The organism is Actinomyces acetigenes (assembly GCF_031296635.1).
GTDB classification, from domain to species: domain Bacteria; phylum Actinomycetota; class Actinomycetes; order Actinomycetales; family Actinomycetaceae; genus Actinomyces; species Actinomyces acetigenes.
Window position 1 is genome coordinate 16,709 of record NZ_JASPFC010000013.1, and the last position, 17,501, is coordinate 34,209.

General features: G+C 68.6%; 12 protein-coding genes. 8 read left to right on the forward strand and 4 right to left on the reverse strand.

All coding sequences use genetic code 11. The annotated features are described in order from the left end of the window. Positions 1-38: 38 nt before the first annotated feature. The 5 genes from RIV14_RS06835 to RIV14_RS06855 all read left to right on the forward strand — a co-directional run bounded on the left by RIV14_RS06835 (position 39) and on the right by RIV14_RS06855 (position 8,018). On the forward strand, positions 39-1,256 hold the full coding sequence (locus RIV14_RS06835; protein WP_256699198.1) for a glycosyltransferase family protein: 1,218 nt from the start codon (positions 39-41) through the stop codon (positions 1,254-1,256). Further along, a complete protein-coding gene (locus RIV14_RS06840) occupies positions 1,249-2,505 on the forward strand; it encodes a glycosyltransferase family 4 protein (protein ID WP_075372182.1) in 1,257 nt (418 codons plus the stop codon). Before RIV14_RS06835 ends, RIV14_RS06840 begins: the two co-directional genes overlap by 8 nt. After that, positions 2,502-4,499, forward strand: a complete 1,998-nt coding sequence (locus RIV14_RS06845) for a DUF6541 family protein (RefSeq protein WP_143224196.1) — start codon at positions 2,502-2,504, stop codon at positions 4,497-4,499. The genes RIV14_RS06840 and RIV14_RS06845 overlap by 4 nt, the downstream gene beginning before the upstream one ends. A gap of 128 nt (positions 4,500-4,627) precedes the next feature. Beyond that, a complete protein-coding gene (locus tag RIV14_RS06850; RefSeq protein ID WP_075372184.1) occupies positions 4,628-5,932 on the forward strand; it encodes a nucleotide sugar dehydrogenase in 1,305 nt (434 codons plus the stop codon). A gap of 31 nt (positions 5,933-5,963) precedes the next feature. Further along, entirely contained in the window at positions 5,964-8,018 is a 2,055-nt protein-coding gene (locus RIV14_RS06855; protein ID WP_075372185.1) for a DUF6541 family protein, read from the forward strand. Between the two features lie 28 nt (positions 8,019-8,046). On the opposite strand, the gene RIV14_RS06860 is transcribed toward RIV14_RS06855, so the two are convergent. The 3 genes from RIV14_RS06860 to RIV14_RS06870 form a co-directional block, all read right to left on the reverse strand. Next, complete coding sequence (locus RIV14_RS06860; protein ID WP_075372186.1) at positions 8,047-8,331, reverse strand: putative quinol monooxygenase; 285 nt, start codon at positions 8,329-8,331, stop codon at positions 8,047-8,049. Between the two features lie 46 nt (positions 8,332-8,377). Further along, a complete protein-coding gene (locus RIV14_RS06865; RefSeq protein WP_075372187.1) occupies positions 8,378-8,719 on the reverse strand; it encodes a type II toxin-antitoxin system HicB family antitoxin in 342 nt (113 codons plus the stop codon). A 139-nt stretch (positions 8,720-8,858) separates the two neighbouring features. Further along, complete coding sequence (locus tag RIV14_RS06870; RefSeq protein ID WP_075372188.1) at positions 8,859-10,502, reverse strand: DUF6020 family protein; 1,644 nt, start codon at positions 10,500-10,502, stop codon at positions 8,859-8,861. Positions 10,503-10,742: 240 nt separating this feature from the next. Between RIV14_RS06870 and RIV14_RS06875 the strand changes: the two genes are divergently transcribed. Continuing rightward, entirely contained in the window at positions 10,743-11,681 is a 939-nt protein-coding gene (locus tag RIV14_RS06875; RefSeq protein ID WP_075372189.1) for a glycosyltransferase, read from the forward strand. A gap of 109 nt (positions 11,682-11,790) precedes the next feature. Here the strand turns inward: RIV14_RS06875 and rfbB are convergent, their stop codons facing one another. Further along, positions 11,791-12,786 (reverse strand): dTDP-glucose 4,6-dehydratase, encoded by a 996-nt coding sequence (rfbB, locus tag RIV14_RS06880; RefSeq protein ID WP_075372190.1) that lies wholly within the window; start codon positions 12,784-12,786, stop codon positions 11,791-11,793. 400 nt (positions 12,787-13,186) lie between these two features. On the opposite strand from rfbB, the gene RIV14_RS06885 reads away from it, so the two are divergent. Next, positions 13,187-15,274: an N-acetylmuramoyl-L-alanine amidase gene (locus tag RIV14_RS06885; protein WP_075372191.1), complete on the forward strand. Its 2,088-nt coding sequence runs from the start codon at positions 13,187-13,189 to the stop codon at positions 15,272-15,274. 123 nt (positions 15,275-15,397) lie between these two features. Further along, positions 15,398-17,455, forward strand: a complete 2,058-nt coding sequence (locus RIV14_RS06890; RefSeq protein WP_075372192.1) for a rhamnan synthesis F family protein — start codon at positions 15,398-15,400, stop codon at positions 17,453-17,455. The last annotated feature ends 46 nt before the right edge of the window (positions 17,456-17,501 follow it).

Here is a 17,501-nt window from a genome sequence, read left to right on the forward strand (position 1 = left end):
CGCCTACGGAGCCAAGGCACAGGACAAGAGGTGACCTCGTGAGCGCAAGCAGCATGGATGGTGGAGACGGGGCAGTGGCCGGTGCCGGGGCTGGCAGACTCATGGTCTTCCATACTCCCTTCCCCCTCCAGTCGGGCCGCCTCGCGGCCTCTATCCTGCGGCCCCTTGCGATGCGTCAGGCCTTCACCGACATCGGCTACCGGGTCATGGAGGTCAGCGGATACGCCGCTGAGCGGCGTCAGGCCATGCGCCGGGTGCGGGCGGCGATCGCTGCCGGTGACGTACCGGCCTTCGTCTACGGAGAGAACGCCACCATCCCCAACGCCCTGACCGAGCCCCGTCATCTGCCGCCGCACCCGCTGCTGGACCTGTCGTTCTTCCGCGACTGCCAGCGTGCCGGGGTGCCGGTGGGCATCTTCTACAGGGACATCTACTGGCGTTTCCGCCAGTTCCGGCAAGGGATCAACCCGATCCTGGAGGCCGGTCTCCAAGCGACTTACCGCGGCGAGCTCCTGGCCTACCGGCGCCTGGGCATCCACCTCTTCCTGCCCAGCCGGGCCATGGGCCGCCATATTCCCTTCCTCACTCCGGAACGGGCGAGTGCCCTGCCCCCCGGCGCCCCGGCCGTCGAGACCGGGGGCGCGGGCGGCCCGGTCGTCGAGTCCCGGGACGGAGCGGAGCTGGACCTCCTGTTCGTCGGCGTCCTGCAGGACAACTACCGACTTGACGCCTGCCTCCAAGCCGTGAGCCAGACCCCTGGAACGCGCGTGACACTGTGCGTGCGCCAGGAGACCTGGGAGGAGACCCGCGAGCACTACGCCCCGCTCCTGCCTGCCGGGCGGGCCGACGTCGTCCACCGCTCCGGCAGTGAGCTCCTTCCGCTCTACGAGCGCGCCGACCTCGGGGTGCTGTTCACCGAACCGAACCCGTACTGGGACTTTGCCGTCCCCTACAAGCTCTACGAGTACCTGGCCCACGAGCTACCTGTCGTCGCCGTGCGCGGAACCCAGACCGGGCGTCTCGTCCAGGAGATGGGGATCGGGTGGGTCCTCGAGTACGACGCCGAAGCCCTCGGCGCACTGCTGCGTCACCTGCGTGAGGCTCCTGAGGAGATCGAGGCGGTGCGCCGGCGTATGCGCCAGGTCGTACCGAGTCAGACCTGGCAGGCCAGGGCCCACCAGGTAGCTGAGGAGCTCGCCGGATCTCCTGGAGAACCGACGAGGCACCACCCCGTGAAGGAGCGCGACCATGGCTGACAACACCGGGAAGTCCGCCCGCAGGCCCCGTGCCGTGATGGTCAGTCGGCTGTTCAGGCCCGAGCCCGCCGCCGCCTCCCTCGCCCTGGGGGCCATCGCCGACGGCCTGGTGCGTGAGGGCTTCGAGGTCACTGTGCTCACCAGCCGGCCCCCCCAGGAGTTCGAGGTCCGCGACGATCCAGGACTGACTGTGCGACGCGCCCCCGTCCTGCGCGACAAGGCCGGCTACGTCCGCGGCTACATGCAGTACATGTCCTTCGACGTCCCACTGTTCTTCCGACTGCTCCTGGAACGCAGGCCGGATGTGGTGATCTGTGAGCCTCCTCCGACGACAGGTGCTGTGGTGCGCGTCGTGTGCGCCCTGCGTCGAGTGCCCTACGCCTACCGGGCGGCCGACCTGTGGTCGGACGCGGTCAAGGAGACCACCGCTCCGCCGGTCGTGAGCGCCGTCCTCACTCGCTTGGAGAACTGGGTGCTCAACGGCGCCTCCACCCTCATGACCGTGCACGAGGGAATGGAGGAACGGCTGGCGGGGCGGGGGATCTCGGCCCGTACCCGTCGGCTGGGCTTCGGCATCGACACCGACGTGTTCACTCCCGAGGGCCGGCGGGTCGATACCACCGGACCGCTGTTCGTGTACGCGGGAACCGCCTCCGAGGTGCACGGGGCGGAGATCTTCGTCGAGGCCTTCAGGGCGCTGCTGCAGCGCGATCCCACGGCCCGGCTGGTCTTCATCGGTCAGGGAGAGTCCTTCGCCGAGATCAAGAGGCAGGCCGCGTCCCTACCTGAGGGGGCCGTCCAGGTCCTCGGGCGCATGTCACCGGACCAGACCGCGGAGTGGATCCGCTCGTCGGTCGCAACCTTGGCGAGTGTCAAGCCGGGGCCCTACGGCTTCGCCTTTCCGACCAAGGCATTCGCCTCCGCCGCCTGCGGAACCCCGGTCATCTATGCGGGGGCCGAGGACGCGGGCCGCCAGGTGGTCCAGGAGGGTCTCGGTGTCGCAGTGCCCTACGACGCCGACGCGGTGGCCCGGGCCATGGCCGACCTCGCCCTGGATGAGAGGTCTGCTGGTGCTCTCGCAGCCCCTGCAGCCTCCAAGGCCCGTTCGGCTCCGGTCACCTCGGCTGTCCGGTCCTCGGCGCAGCTGCGGGCCTGGGCCCTGGAGCACGTGTCCGCCCGCCGCCTGGGACAGGTAGCGGCTGCCATCATCAACGAGATCGTGGCAGAAGGTAGGGCTCGCCGTCGATGACCGCACTTCTTGAATGGGCGCAGTTCCTTCCACTGGTGCTATCACTGGTGGCGCTGTTCTACGGACCCGGCTACTTCCTGGCGACGATCTTCAACGCTGGTCCGTTCGTGGTCAGGGTCGTGGCCGCACCCGCATGGACCTTCGCCTTCGTGGGGCTCACCAGCGTGCTCATGCACCATTTCGGTGTTGTCTGGAGCAGGTACAGCTATGCCTCCGTGCTCCTGCTCCTGGCGGGTGTCGCGGCACTGTGCCGGGCGATCACGTGGCGCTCGCGTCCTGGTGGGATGGAGAGGGTCTGGCGGCGGACCAAGGAGGTGCTGCCCAAGTTTCTGGGCGTGCTGGCGGCGTGGTTGGTGACGATCCTGCCGATCATCAGCGCTATGGGACCGCGTCTCATCATGCAGGGCGGGGACGCCCCCTATCACTACAACCAGATCTGGTTGATGGCGCGCACCGGAAACGCCGACCCGATGTCGGCCAACCAGGGGCTGCTCGGCCTCAGCAACGGACGCTCCTACTACCCCAATGTCTGGCACTCGCTGGGCGCGCTGATCGACTTCCGCTCCCAGTACGCCCTGGTAGCCGGCAACACCTTGCTTCTCATGGCTCCTCTGGTGTGGGTCGCCGGTATCGCGGTCCTGTGCCAGCGCCTGTTCCTCGATAACCCCCGCTCCTGGCTCTGGGCGATCGCGGCGACGTTCCTGCTACCGGCCTTCCCCCTGCGGCTTGAGCTGGCGGCCGGCATGTGGCCGTATGTCATGGCATTGGCAACCGTCCCGGGCTTTCTGGCCTGGCTCCTGGAGGTGGGCCGCGACTGGCGTGTCCCATGGAAGAGGTGGCTGGGACGGGTCGCCACCGGAGCCATTCCTCTGGCTGGTCTGGCGATGGCGCACCCGGCCGCCGTCGGTGTCGTCTTCTGGATCGTCGCGGCGCTCGCGGTCTGGCTGCCCGCGCAGGCGGCAGTCTCGGCGCACGCACAAGGAGACCGGAGAAGAACCTGGCTGCTCGCCGCAGCCAGTGCAGCAATCTGCCTGATCACCATCGCCTTCATCGTCTCGCCGGGGCCGCAGCAGTCGCAGTTCGGCCGCTACCCCGAGCGCGGTTGGGAGAACCTGGGCCCCAAGCTCCTGGTCATGGCGACTCTGCGCCTCAAGGGCACCGACCTCCATCACTCCTCGAACGTCATCTACCTGGCGGTCGCGGTCCTGACCGCCATCGGTCTGGGGGTCGCCTGGAAGAGCCTCCGGACCCGGTGGCTATGCGCCCTGTGGCTGGCATTCATGGGCGTACTGCTGGGAAGCCTGGTCTCCATCCCCGTGCTCACCCACGTGGCCAGCCTTCACTACGTGAACTCCTATCGAGTCGTGGGCACCTGTACGCTCACGACTGCCCCCTTGCTGGCGCTGGCGATGTCCCACCTGGTCGAGAGGGCAGCGGCGCATCTGAGACTCCCCCTGGGCTGGAGCGCCGTCACCGTCGTCGCCCTGATCGTCTCACTGACGACCATGATGCTGTGGCCGATCATGCGCAGCGACCTCCACGACGCCGTGTGGCCGGCCAGGCTCAAGGAGCCGCGTTACAGTTTTGATGCCGACGAGCTGGCGTTGATGACGCGCCTGCGGGTGGAGATCCCGCCCGAGCAGCTGGTCACGGGCGACCCCGCCTCGGGAATGGCCTTCCTGCCCGCGGTGTCCGACATCAAGGTGACCTCCTACTACATGGGGCGGTCCTTCTCCGACCCCGACGGCGAGTACCTCGCCCAGCACTTCTCGGAGATTCGTACCGATCCCAAGGTGTGCGGCATTGTACGCAAGCACCGCATCCACTACTTCTACGCTGACCGGGACACCAGGTTCAACGGCGTCCCCAACTCCAGGTTGCGTCCTGGCTTCTACGACGTCGACCTCTCCGAGGGCTTCACCCTCATCGATCATGGCGGCTCCGCAGCTGTCTACCGGATCGACCTGTGCTGGACACCCGACAAGAGACCGTGAGGCACGTGAGACGCGACGCCCGGTCACCGCACCGCGCCCCCTCACCGCCCCTACTGACGCGATCTCTCACGACGACGAACGAGTATGGTTGACTAGCCACTCTCGAAGCCACGGAAGGACCAACCTGCATGCGCATCGCCGTCGTCGCCCTGGGCAAGATCGGACTGCCCTTGGCCGTCCAGTACGCAGACAAAGGCCACGAGGTCATCGGGGTTGACGTCAACCCCGCCGTCGTCGAGGCCGTCAACGCCGGGACCGAGCCCTTCCCCGGCGAGGCCCACCTGGCCGAGAAGCTCACCGTCCTGAGCCCCGCCACCGGCAACGGCGCCCTGCGCGCCACCACCGACTACGCCGAGGCCATCCCCGAGGCTGACGCGATCGTGCTGGTCGTACCGCTGTTCGTCAACGACGCCACCTGGGAGCCAGACTTCGCCTGGATGGACGACGCCACCCGCTCCCTGGCCGCCCACCTGACCCCCGACACCCTCATCTCCTACGAGACCACCCTGCCCGTGGGCACGCTGCGGGGCCGCTTCAAGCCCATGATCGAGGAGATCAGCGGCCTGAAGGAGGGCGTCGACTTCCACCTCGTCTTCAGCCCCGAGCGGGTCCTCACCGGCCGCGTCTTCGCTGACCTGCGCCGCTACCCCAAGCTTGTGGGCGGTCTGGATGCGGCCGGCACCCAGGCCGGCATCGCCTTCTACGAGTCCGTCCTCGACTTCGACGAGCGCGACGACCTGCCCCGCCCCAACGGCGTGTGGGACATGGGCACCGCCGAGGCCGCCGAGATGGCCAAGCTCGCCGAGACCACCTACCGTGACGTCAACATCGGCCTGGCCAACCAGTTCGCTGTCTACGCGGACAAGGCCGGCTTCGACATCGAGCGCGTCATCGAGGCCTGCAACTCCCAGCCCTACTCCCACATCCACCGTCCCGGCATCGCGGTGGGCGGGCACTGCATCCCGGTCTATCCGCGCCTGTACCTGTCCACCGACCCCGACGCCTCCGTGGTGCGCACCGCCCGCACCTTCAACGTCACCATGCCCGCCTACGTGGTGGGCCGGGCCGCCGAGGTGCTCGGTTCGCTCAAGGGCCTGCGCGTCGTCGTGCTGGGAGCCTCCTACCGCGGCAAGGTCAAGGAGACCGCCTTCTCCGGAGTCTTCCCCACCGTGGAGGCCCTGCGCGAGGCCGGCGCCGAGGTCCTTGTCCACGACCCCATGTACACCGACGAGGAGCTGGCCGGCTTCGGCTGGACCCCCTACCACCTGGGTGAGCAGGTCGACGTCGCCATCGTCCAGGCAGACCACCCCGAGTACCGCGAGCTTGCTCCCGCCGACCTGCCCGGGCTGCGTCTCCTGCTGGACGGGCGCCGCGTCACCGACGCCGCCAAGTGGGCCGGTGTGCCGCGCCTGACCATCGGCGGAGGCAAGTGACCCCGGGGGCCTTCTGAGACCAGCAGTAGGAATGGCTGCGGGGCTGAACGCAGACTCCGGCTGGAGCCTGGCGGCCGCCACGCTCGTCGTGGCCGGCCTGCTGCTCGTGCCCGGCTGGGTCATCGGACGAGCCGCCCGTCTGGGGGCGCTGCCGTCCCTGGCGGTGGCCCCGGCCATCGGCTCGGCGCTCATCGGGGTCGCGGAGATCCTCACCCGTGCCCTGGCGCTGACGTGGCGTCCCTGGGGCTGGGCGGTCATCGTCGCCCTGAGCGTCAGCTCCACCCTTCTCATGCACCTGGTCGCCGGCCCTGCAGCGGGGCCAGAGTGTCAGAGGATGCCATGGAGCCGGGCCGAGCGGATGATCCTGGCCGGTGGTCTGACCGTGGCCGTCGTCGTGCCGGCTGGAGTGATCCTGTCCAGTTTGCCGGGCCCCGGCTACCCCGCGCAGGCCTTTGACGCGACCTTCCACCTCAACGCGGTGGCGGCCATCCGAGAAGGGGGCAACGCCTCCATGCTGGGGGGACTGTCGTCCCTCTACTCGGGCCGCGCCATCTACTACCCCACCGTGTGGCACGGGGCTGTGGCGCTGGCGCCGGGCGGCCCGGTCCCGGCCAGTACCGCCGGGATCCTGGCTCTGACTGCCGTGATCTGGCCGCTGAGCCTTCTGGGACTACTCGCCCGGGTCACCGGCCTCGACTCCGCCTCCGACTCGGTCGGTGACGGTGCCGACCGGCGGCAACAAGTGTGCTCGGTCGCCGCAGTGCTCGCGCTCAGCGCTGGGCTTGTGGGTTTTCCCTTGCTGCTCATGACCTCGCTGGCGGTGTGGCCCTACGCCCTGAGCGTCCTGGGGCTCCCTGGCGCCCTCGTGCTCTACGACCAGCTGCGCGAAGGCGCCGTATCGAAGCGCCTTCACCTGACATGGGTCCTTCTCATGCTGGCCGTCGCCGGAGGCGTGGTGGCCGCGCATGGCACCGGTCTGTTCAACCTGGCGATCCTTACCCTGCCTTTCCTGGCCGACGTCGTCGCCTCCTTGTGGCGCCGCAGTGCCGGCAGGAGGGGCGGCCAAGCCCTCCTGGCGGCAGGGGCGGCCGGGACCCTGCTGGTCCTGGCCACGGGGGCCTGGCTCATGCGCGGTTCCCTGGCCTCCGTCCTGGGCTACGAGCGTCCTGCCGGGGGAGTGGCCGGCGCCGTGGCGACCCTGGGTCAGGCACTCGTCGACCTCCCGATGTATGGGTCGGTCCCCGGAGCCACCGTGCCCATTGGGGTCGTGTTTGGCCTGCTCACCCTGGGGTCGGCGTGGTGGGTGCGCTCGCGGCGAGACCAGCGCCCCTGGCTCGTCATGTGGCTGCTGGCGCTGGCTCTCCTGGTTCTGACAGGGGGACCGCAGTGGGTGGGTCGGCAGCTCGGCTCACCCTGGTACCTGCAGAAGGCCCGAATCCTCCCTCTGGCCATCCTGCCCGCTCTGATCCTCGTGGCCCAGGGCGGTGCCGGGCAGCCCGGGCAACGACTGTGGGCGGTGCTGCGCCGGACGACCTCGCGACTGGGCGGAGTACGGCCGGGGCGGACGGCGGCCGCCATGATGGTCGCGCTCGTGCTCCTGCCGGTGGCGGCGCGAGTCCCCGTGGAGCGCGCCCTCGTCGCCTCCGTCTACGATCCGCAGCGCATTCAGTACGGGACCCTGCTCACCGAGGACGCCATCACACTCATTCAGCGCTCCCGGAGCCGGCTGCCCGACGACGCCGTCGTCCTGGGGGCGCCGTCGAGGGGGGCCGCCCACCTGTGGTCCCTGGGTGGGGTGCACGTCGTCTACCCGACGCGCGCCGCGGCTATACCGGGCACCCCGGAGGCCGCCCTCGCCTCGGCCTGGCCCGCCCTGGGGCAGAAGGACTCCCAGACCTGCGCACTCCTCAACCAGCTGGGCGTGCGCTACTTCTACAGCAGCTCGGATGCGACGGCCTCGGGCTCGGTCACTGGCGCCGCCCCCCTGCGGTGGGATGCGAGCCTGACCCAGGTCCCCACCGAGGGGCTCGAGCTCATCGACTCCGAGGGCAGCACCTCCCTGTGGCGCATCACGGCCTGCGGCTGATACGGCTGACGGTCCCCTGACCCCGTACTCAGGCCTCGATGTACTGGACCACTGACGGTGGCTCGGCGGAGAGGCCCACCATCCGGGGCACCAGGGTCGTGAAGTGCGCCGAGGCGTTGTGGGACTCGATCGCGGCGTCGTCGCGCCACACCTCGAGCACGACGAAGGAGTCCGCATCGTCCCGGGCCACGCACAGGTCGTAGGCAATATTGCCCTCCTCCGCCCGCGAGCCCTCCACAAGCTCACCGGCGAGTGCGCGGAACTCCTCAACGGCGTCGGGGCGGACATGGAACGTGGCGACGATGCGGATCACGGGAATCTCCTCACAGGGGTGATAGCGGATGGTTCACGAGGGTACTTCAGGAGGCCTCGGCCAGCTTTCGCACGACGTACTGATTCAAACTGGTGGACTGCTCTGCTGCTTCCATGGCCAGGCGTCGGTGCAGATCCTCGCCGAGGCGCAGCTGGAACTTGCCCGAGTAGTGACGGGTCGATAGAGGCTCTGGCGCCGCTTCCCCCGACGCAAGGAGGTCGGCGACCACCTCGCTGACAAGGTTGCGTAAACCAGACAACGCCAGCTCAGGGGTTCCGGCCAACCAGGAGAGTGAAGGAAACTCGGTGCAGGTGGCGACGAACTCCTCATCCTCCGCTGACCACGTCACGCGGAAGCTGTACTTCGCAGTGTCGACGGCTGTACTCATTTCTCCGTCTCTCCTTTCTTCTCGATGGCGGCAAGAACCTGCCTCACCTGATACGGCTTTGCCCGCCCGTGGTCATTCTGGATGTTGACGCGAGGATCTTCACGACGCTCGGCATCTTGATATGATACCACATATAGTATCATTGCTTGTGGCTGTTCCTCGTGGATGGAGGAGCCGGCTCCCAGGTAGTGCGGTCGGTGCCCAGCAGGACGGCGAGCCCGATCGGCACCACCATGATGATGGGCTCCATGTAGCGGAAGGGCGTGACCGTGGGTGCCGCGATCATGAGCGTCGCCCACAGCAGGACCATGGGGGTGTAGATCGCCACCCACTCGCGTCGCCCGGCGTAGACGAACCCCACCACGCTCAGAGCCACCATCCACATCCAGGTTCCCGGGCCCGGTGTGACCTCCATGCCCCGCACGGCGGCGTCCCCCACCGGCCGCAGCAGCCGGGGCAGGAGTGAGTGGTTGACGACGCCTACCCGGGCGTAGGCACGGATCAGTCGGTCCCGATCGGCCGGGTAGTTCGAGACCGCAGTCACGAAGCGGGACTGCCCGTCGGTGCGGATCGGATCGGCGTCGAAGCGCCACAGGTTGGCGGTCTGTACCAGGAATCCGGTGACGAAAGGTCTGGGGCAAGCCACCAGTGCCCGCCCCCAGGCGGACAGGAACTGGCCGCGATGTGCATCGAGGTAGGCGGTATTGAAGGACTTGTCGTCCTTGACAGGGTCGACGCTGTTGGGCCGGTAGGCCTGTTTCCAGGCCTCGGGGGCCAGGACGTTGTCGAAGACCTGTCGGCTGGCTGGCGGCAGGCACTGGGCGTCGTGGACCAGGGTGTAACCGACCATCTGCAGCGGGATCCCCAGCGCCTCCTCGGCGTGCGATGCCTGCGCCGTCGTCGCCGGTGGAATGACAATGAGTACCAGGGCGACGGCGCTCACCGCCATCGCCCGGCGCAGGTGCGCCCGCGACCACCACATCACCAGAGTGAGGACCACCAGAACCACCGGCAGGGCATTATTACGTATGAGCGCGAAACCCACCAGGACCGCCACGACCACCACCGTGCCGCGTCGGCTCAGCAGCACCTTCCCGGCACTGGAACGCACCACCAGCAGCACCGGGATGAGCAGGGTGGCGAAGAGGGAGAAGGCCGCGTCCTTGACCACGGCGAAGGAGTAGTCGGCCACCAGCGGCATGAGCGCGCAGTAGGCGATGAAGAGCCCGGTCATGCGGCGCGAGGTGCCCTTGCGGTCCAGAAAGACCGTGACGGCACTTACGCATGTGGCCCACAGCAGCATCTGTCCCACCGACAGCAGCACGACGCCGGCCAGATCACCTCCGACCAGTCGCCCCAGACGGAACAGGCCCCCGATCGTCAGGGTGTAGGTGATGGGGTGCTGTGCCCCGGCACCGGTCGGGTTGCGCAGGATCCAGGCCGTGTCGTTCATCGAGGCCATCGGCCACAGGTGCGCGTACACGAAGGTCCAGCACACGAGCGGCACCAGGAAGGCCGTCAGCGCCAGACGACGACGGCTCGACCTCCGGTCCCCCGCCCGCTCGTCGGTGCTCTGGGACCTGCGAGCCCGACGTCGTGCGGCAAGGTCGACCAGTGTCAGGAAGCTCCAGCACACAGCGCTGCTGAGAACCAGCGCCGCCAGGAGTCGCGCTGGAGTCAAGGCCCCCTGGGCGAGGGTCCTGGTTGCCGGCTGGACCCGACCCACCACCTGTGAGGTGGCATCCGTGGCCGCGAAGGCGATCGCGAAGAGCGCTGACGCCACCGCCCGTCGACGATGGGTCCTTCCTCCCGCCGGGTCCTGAGACGGGTCCACAGAACCTTCGCAATGGTCGGATCGAGAGGGGGAGAGCCAGGTCGGCAGAGGCAGGGGCACGGGCGTTGTTCTCCAGTCCGGGGACGCATGACAAGCGCATGAGCACCCGCGTCACCAGCACAATCACCGGCCTGGGCGCGGGTGCCGCTAGAATAGCGCCTGCTCGGCTCCCGTCCGGATTGGAACCAGGTGGATCTTTCCAGCCTCGACATCGCAGCGATCGTCCCGTGCTACAACGAGGAGGGTGCGATCGGGAAGGTCGTCACCGACCTTTTGACGGCCGTTCCCGCGATGCGCGTCTACGTCTACGACAACCACTCCACCGACCGCACCGCCGAGGTCGCGGCCGCCGCTGGCGCCATCGTCCGTCGCGAGGAGCGCAAGGGCAAGGGCAACGTGGTCCGTCGGGCCTTCGCCGACGTCGAGGCCGACGTCTATGTCATGATTGACGGCGACGACACCTACGACGCCGCTGCTCTGCCCTCCATGATCGCGACTCTTCTCAAGGGCCCTTACGATCATGTGCTGGGCGTTCGCCGTGACGTGCAGGAGAAGAGCTCCTACCGGCCCGGGCACGAGGCCGGCAACAAGGCCTTCAACCGCCTGACATCCCGGGTCTTCGGCACCCACGTTACCGACATGCTCTCCGGCTACCGAGTCTTCTCCCGCCGGTTCGTCAAGTCCTTCCCCGCTATGAGCCGAGAGTTCGAGATCGAGACCGAGCTGACGGTCCACGCCGCCACCCTGCGCGTGCCCCAGATCGAGGTCCCGGTCGGCTTCAAAGAGCGCGCCGCTGGTACGGAGTCCAAGCTCAACACCTTCTCCGACGGCTTCAAAATTCTGGCCCTCATCGCCAGGCTCGTGCGCGACGAGCGCCCGGTCCTCTTCTACGGCACGCTCGGCTTCCTCACCTGGGTGGTCGCCGTCGTTCTGGGGATCCCGATCGTGTGGCACTTCCTGGAGTTCGGAAACGTCCCGCGCTTCCCCACCCTCTTCCTGAGCATCGGCCTGGTGACCATGGGCTTCTTGTGGATGATGCTCGGAGTCATTCAGTCGGGGCTGCGTCGTGCGAGGGCCAACACCGCTCGTCTGGCCTATCTCGCCTATCCAGCTGTCTCACATCCGTAGCAGCGAGCCGTCAGTCGCCCGGGTGTCTGGACGGGCGCCGGTGAGACGACTGTGGGGCCCCCGTGACCCGGGGACCCCACACAAGAACGAGCTACTGAGCAGTATTACATTACTGCCCCTGGGCGGCGTACTTCGCCTCGACCTCGGCCTTGAGCGGGCGCCACCAGGCCTCGTTGTCCCGGTACCAGTCGATGGTGGCCTGCAGGCCGGAGCGGAAGTCGGTGAACTTCGGCGCCCAGCCGAGCTCCTCGACCAGCTTGGAGTTGTCGATGGCGTAGCGCATGTCGTGGCCGGGGCGGTCGGCGACGTGCTCGTAGTCGTCGGGAGCGTGGCCCATGAGCTCCAGGATCAGCTCAACGACCTCCTTGTTGTTCTTCTCGCCGTTGGCGCCGATGAGGTAGGTCTCGCCGATGCGGCCCTTCTCGATGATGTCCCACACGGCGTCGTTGTGGTCCAGGACGTGGATCCAGTCGCGCACGTTCTCACCGGCGCCGTAGAGCTTGGGGCGCACGCCGTCGATGAGGTTGGTGACCTGACGCGGGATGAACTTCTCGATGTGCTGGTAGGGCCCGTAGTTGTTCGAGCAGTTGGAGATCGTGGCCTCCACGCCGAAGGAGCGCACCCAGGCGCGCACGAGCAGGTCGCTGCCGGCCTTGGACGAGGAGTAGGGGGAGGAGGGGTTGTAGGGCGTCGTCGGCTCGAACTTGGCCGGATCGTCCAGCTCCAGGTCCCCGTAGACCTCGTCGGTGGAGATGTGGTGGAAGCGCACCTTGTGGCGGCGCACCGCCTCCAGGAGGGTGAAGGTGCCCACGAGGTTGGTCTGGATGAAGGGGGAGGGGTCGCGCAGCGAGTTGTCATTGTGCGACTCGGCCGCGAAGTGGACGACGACGTCGGCCTGGGCCACGAGCGGGTCGACGACGTCGGCGTCGGCGATGTCCCCGACGACGAGCGTGACACGGTCACCCAGGTCCGCCAGCGATCCTTTGTTCCCGGCGTAGGTGAGCTTGTCCAGGACGGTGACGGTGGCGTCGGGGTGGCGCACCAGGGTCTGGTGAACGAAGTTGGCGCCGATGAAGCCGGCGCCTCCGGTGATGAGGACGTGCATAGAACTCGCTCCGATACGTGGGAACTGGGGGCGCTGAGCGCCCATCATGGCCGACGTCATCATGCCACAGAAGCTCGCTCGAGCCCACGGGCAGCTGCGGGGTGTGGCCGCCGGGCCGGCGCAGCCGGACTGAGGGCTCCGGGTCGGTGAGACCGGATTGCAATAGTCGCGTCGTGAAGCGGTAAAACCGCGGAACCTCAAGAAAAGATGAGGAGCGGACGGGATTCTGGGCGCCGACGCCACCGTCGCCGTCGAACACCCTCCGTAACTTTCAGTAAACTATCAGTAATCTCTTGGAAATTGCTCAGAAATTTGATTTCGTGCCTCTCGAGGGAGCGCGTCGTCGGTTCTGATGGTGAGGCCTGATGGACGCCCGTCGGTATCACCTCAAAGGAACCCCATGAACGTCCCTTGCGCTCTTGGCCGTATCGCCCCTCGCGGCGGCCATCGCCTCAGTGGCCATGCCAGTGGGCTCAGCACCCGCGCACGTGTGTGTCGGTCCGCCGGGCTCATCGCCCTGACCTCACTGCTCCTGTCAAGCCTGGTTCCCGCGGCCGGTGCCGCGCCGGACGCCGGCGACTCCAGTGGCCAGGACGAGGCCCCCGCGCCGGTGCAGATCCTCGACCTGACCACCGCTAGCGGGCAGGCCACCGAAGTCGGGCAGTCGGGGCTCGACGACGTCCAGACCTCGGCGGGGGAGGAGGCCGGCTCCGCCGATGCCGCCTCGGTGAGTGCGGCGCCGGTGCTTGGCGCATCCGCCACCGTGCCCACCCTCACTCAGACGACGGGCGCAGCCGGCGCGCCGGCCCCGTCGATCCTGCCGGCGGCCACGGATCCGCAGGCGGACGCCACCCTGCTGACCGACCCGCTTGAGGTCGACCGCTTCTTCGTCGCCGGCTTCACCTGGGGCGGCGGTGCCGACCTGCCCGAAGGTGTGCGCATCTACCTGCGCGTGCGGGAGAATGGGGCCTGGTCACCCTGGTACCTCAATGAGGCGGCCGACGCCGGCCGCGACGACCGCACCACCTCCGCAACGGGGGAGTTCGTCACCGGCGGGGCCGATGCGATCCAGGCCTCCGTCGTCGGTAGCTCACTTCCCTCCGGGCTCAAGCTGGCCCTGGTTCCCTCCCGCCCGCAGGGCGAGGAGGTCCTCGATGCCGATGACCTCAAGACCACCGAGGCCGCACCGACCCCCGTCATTGAGGAAACCGCCGCCTCCCAGCCCCAGGGCGCTCAGGTGGAGCCGGCGGCCACGGCGCCATCCGCGAGCCCGGCGTGGGGCACCCAGCCGGCTGTCGTGCCAGCTGCTGTATCAGTCGCTGCGCCCGCCGTCGCACCTGCTGCCACAACCGCCAACGGCCTGCCGGTCGCGGTGACCACCCGAGCCGAGTGGGGAGCCAACGCCTCCTACATGAGCTGGGATCCCGAGTACGCGAGAGCCGGCCACGTCGTCGTCCACCACACCGCAGGCACCAACAGCTACTCCGCAGGCCAGTCCGCCTCCATCGTGCGGGGCATCTACTACTACCACGCGGTCACCCTGGACTGGGGCGACATCGGCTACAACTTCCTCGTCGACAAGTTCGGCACTGTCTTCGAGGGACGCTCCGGCTCCGTGGCGGCACCGGCCGGCACGATGAGCATCGGGGCGCACGCCCGAGGCGTCAACACCGGCACCATGGGCATCTCCATGATGGGGGACTACAGCACGGTGTCCCCCTCGGACGCCCAGCTGAGCTCTGTGGGCAAGATGGCCGGATGGTTCCTCAAGCGCGCCGGCATCTCGGATGTCACCGGCTGGGCCGGCCTGCACGTGTGGACCACTGAGCGCTACCAGGCCGGCTCCACCATCTCCATGCCCCGCATCCTCGGGCACCGGGACGTCGGCTACACCACCTGTCCCGGCAACGTCGGCTACTCCAAGCTCGGCACTATCCGCGCCATCGCGAAGGCCCAGGGCTCCACCCCGCAGGGGGGAAGCAGCAGTGCGCCGTCGACCGTGGCCCAGGACCATCCGGGAGCCGCTGCCCTGCGCAGCGCCCTGGGCGCCAACGGCTGGATCGGACCGGCCACCTCCGGTGTCCAGGCCTCCACCAAGGGTGGGGTCTTCCAGCGCTTCGAGCGCGGGGTGGGCTACTGGAGCCCGGCGACCGGTGCGCAGTTCGTGGGCGAGCCGGTGCTCAGCGCCTGGGGCGCCTACGACTATCAGACCGGGTCCATGGGCTACCCGCGCAGCGGTGGTGTGGTGGGAGTCGGCGGCAGCCGCCACCAGATCTTCGAAGGCGGCATCGCCTACTGGCGCCCCGGGGGCCGGGTCAGCTTCATCCACGGCTCGATCCTCAGCGCCTGGGCGGCCGTCGGCTGGGAACGCTCCTGGCCGGGGCTACCCACCGGGCGCGCAGTCCGCCAGGCCGACGGCACCATGACCCAGACCTTCGAGAGAGGCAGCATCTCCGTGGCGTCCAACGGTAAAGTGACCATCCGCTGACATCCCGCACCGGGAGAGCGGCGAGGCGGCCAGGAGTGCATGAGACAGCTCATGAGACACTGGCTGCCTCGCCGCTTCCTTACCAGCTGCCTTCATCGACCACCTGCCGGGAAGGACCTCCACATGAACCGAGGACTCGTCTACTTCCACTTCGATCCTCATCATCAGGTCCGCGACTACGTCCTGGCCGCGCTCAGCTCCCTGCGGCCCCACGCCGACCACATCCTGCTGGTCTCCAACTCACCCATCGGCGACGCCGATTGCGCCCGACTGGAGACCTGCTGCGATGAGATCCTCCAGCGCCCCAATGAAGGGCTCGACGTCGGCGCCTACCGGGCCGGCCTGGAGCACCTGGGCTGGGAGCGGCTCGCCGACTTCGACGAGCTCATCCTGACCAACCACACCTACTACGCGCCGCTGCACCCCTGGGAGGAGGCCCTCACCCGCGCCGCTGGCTGGGAGGACATCTCCTTCTGGGGCATGACCGAGCACGCCGCCATGCGTCCCCACCCCTTCCTGGCCAGGCGTGAGCTGCCCCGCCACATCCAGTCCCACTGGATCGCCGTGCGCCGCGGACTCCTGACAGCCCCGGCCTTCCGTGAGTACTGGGAGCAGATGCCACAGGTCTCCTCCTACCGCGACTCCATCCAGTGGCACGAGTCGCGCTTCACCGGCCACTTCGCCGAGCTCGGCCACACCTGGCAGGTCGTCTTCCCCGTGGACCGCTACCGCTCGACCAACCCGGCCATCGAGGAGGCCCCGGCGCTGCTGGCCGACGGCTGCCCCCTGCTCAAGCGCCGCGCCCTCTTCCACGACCCGCTCCACCAGGACCGCCAGGCCGTCGTCGGCGGGGAGCTGCTGGAGGCCGCCGTCGAGACTGGCTACAGCGAGGACCTCATCCTGTCCGACGTCGTCCACACCGCGACCGCCCGCGACCTCATCGTCAACGCCGGCCTCACCGAGGTCGTGACCGGGTGCGTCCCCGGGGCCGTGGGAGCCGGTGCGCAGACGAGCTCGCCTGCGCAGCGGTCCTCGGGCTGCGTCGTCGTCCACATACCAGCCGGGAGGGAGGCGGTGGAGCGCGCCGAGGCCGACGGGCTTGCCCGGCGCCTAGAGAGCCTGCCGGCGCACTGGCGGGTCGTGGTCACCTCGCCCGAACCGCTGGATGCCGCCGACCTGGAGCGGGTCACCGGCCGCCGTCCCACACAGGAGGACACAGAGGAGGACTCGGCGCACGGGGAAGGGGACGTGTCTTTGCGCGTGGTACGCGACCTCGACCCGCGGGGCACGATCGCCTTCCTCACCCAGTGCGACGACCTCTGGGATCCCGGCCGGGGCGCCGGTGGCGACGAGGGTGGTGATGACGGTGGCGACGGTGACGTCCTTGTCCTGCGGATCACCGTGGAGCCCGCGCCCGGCCCCAAGACGAGGGCCGACGACGTCGCCCACCGACAGGCGCTCGACTGCCTGCTGGACTCGCCGGGGTACACGGCCGGGCTCATCGACCTCTTCGCGCAGCACCCCGGCCTCGGCGTGGCCGTGCCCGCCGCCGGCCACATCGGGCAGGCCCATGGAGGACCGACATGGGACGGGCTGGCCGGTGCCGCCAAGGCGCTGTCCCGGCGGCTCGGTCTGACCGTGGAGCTTGATCCGCTCGCCCCCGTGGCTCCGTCCGGTGCGATGTTCATGGCCCGCCCCGCAGCGCTGCGCACCCTGAGTGAGGGAGCCAAGGAGCTTGTGCAGCTCACCGAGCAGGCCGCCGCCGGACCCGAGCAGTCGGCCGAGCGCCTCAAAGGCGCCCGCGCCGCCGAGGTGCTCGAGCTGCTGACCGTTTACGCGGCCATGTCCAGCGGCTTCCACCCCCGCGAGGTACTCACCGTGGCCTGGGCCGGGCGCCTCTACGGAGCCCTGGCCTACAAGCATCGGGCCGTTACCGCCGACCTTCCGGACCACACCGATGAGCAGGTCAGGTTCCTCCAGGCCCGGTTCGGTCCCCGGGCCGGAGTCGGTGCCCGGGTGCGCACCTACGTCGACGTCCACCACCCCGACATGGGCAGTGCTCTCAAACCCGCCTACCGCTATCTGACCGGTGGGGCCTCAGATCTGGCGCGCGCTGCGACGAGTGCCGGCAGGCGTCTACGCGACGTCGGCCGTCCTCGGGGGGAAGACAAAGGGGATTGAGCGAGGTGTTAACATACCGTGAGGTGCTCCCCGCACCTCCTGCCGG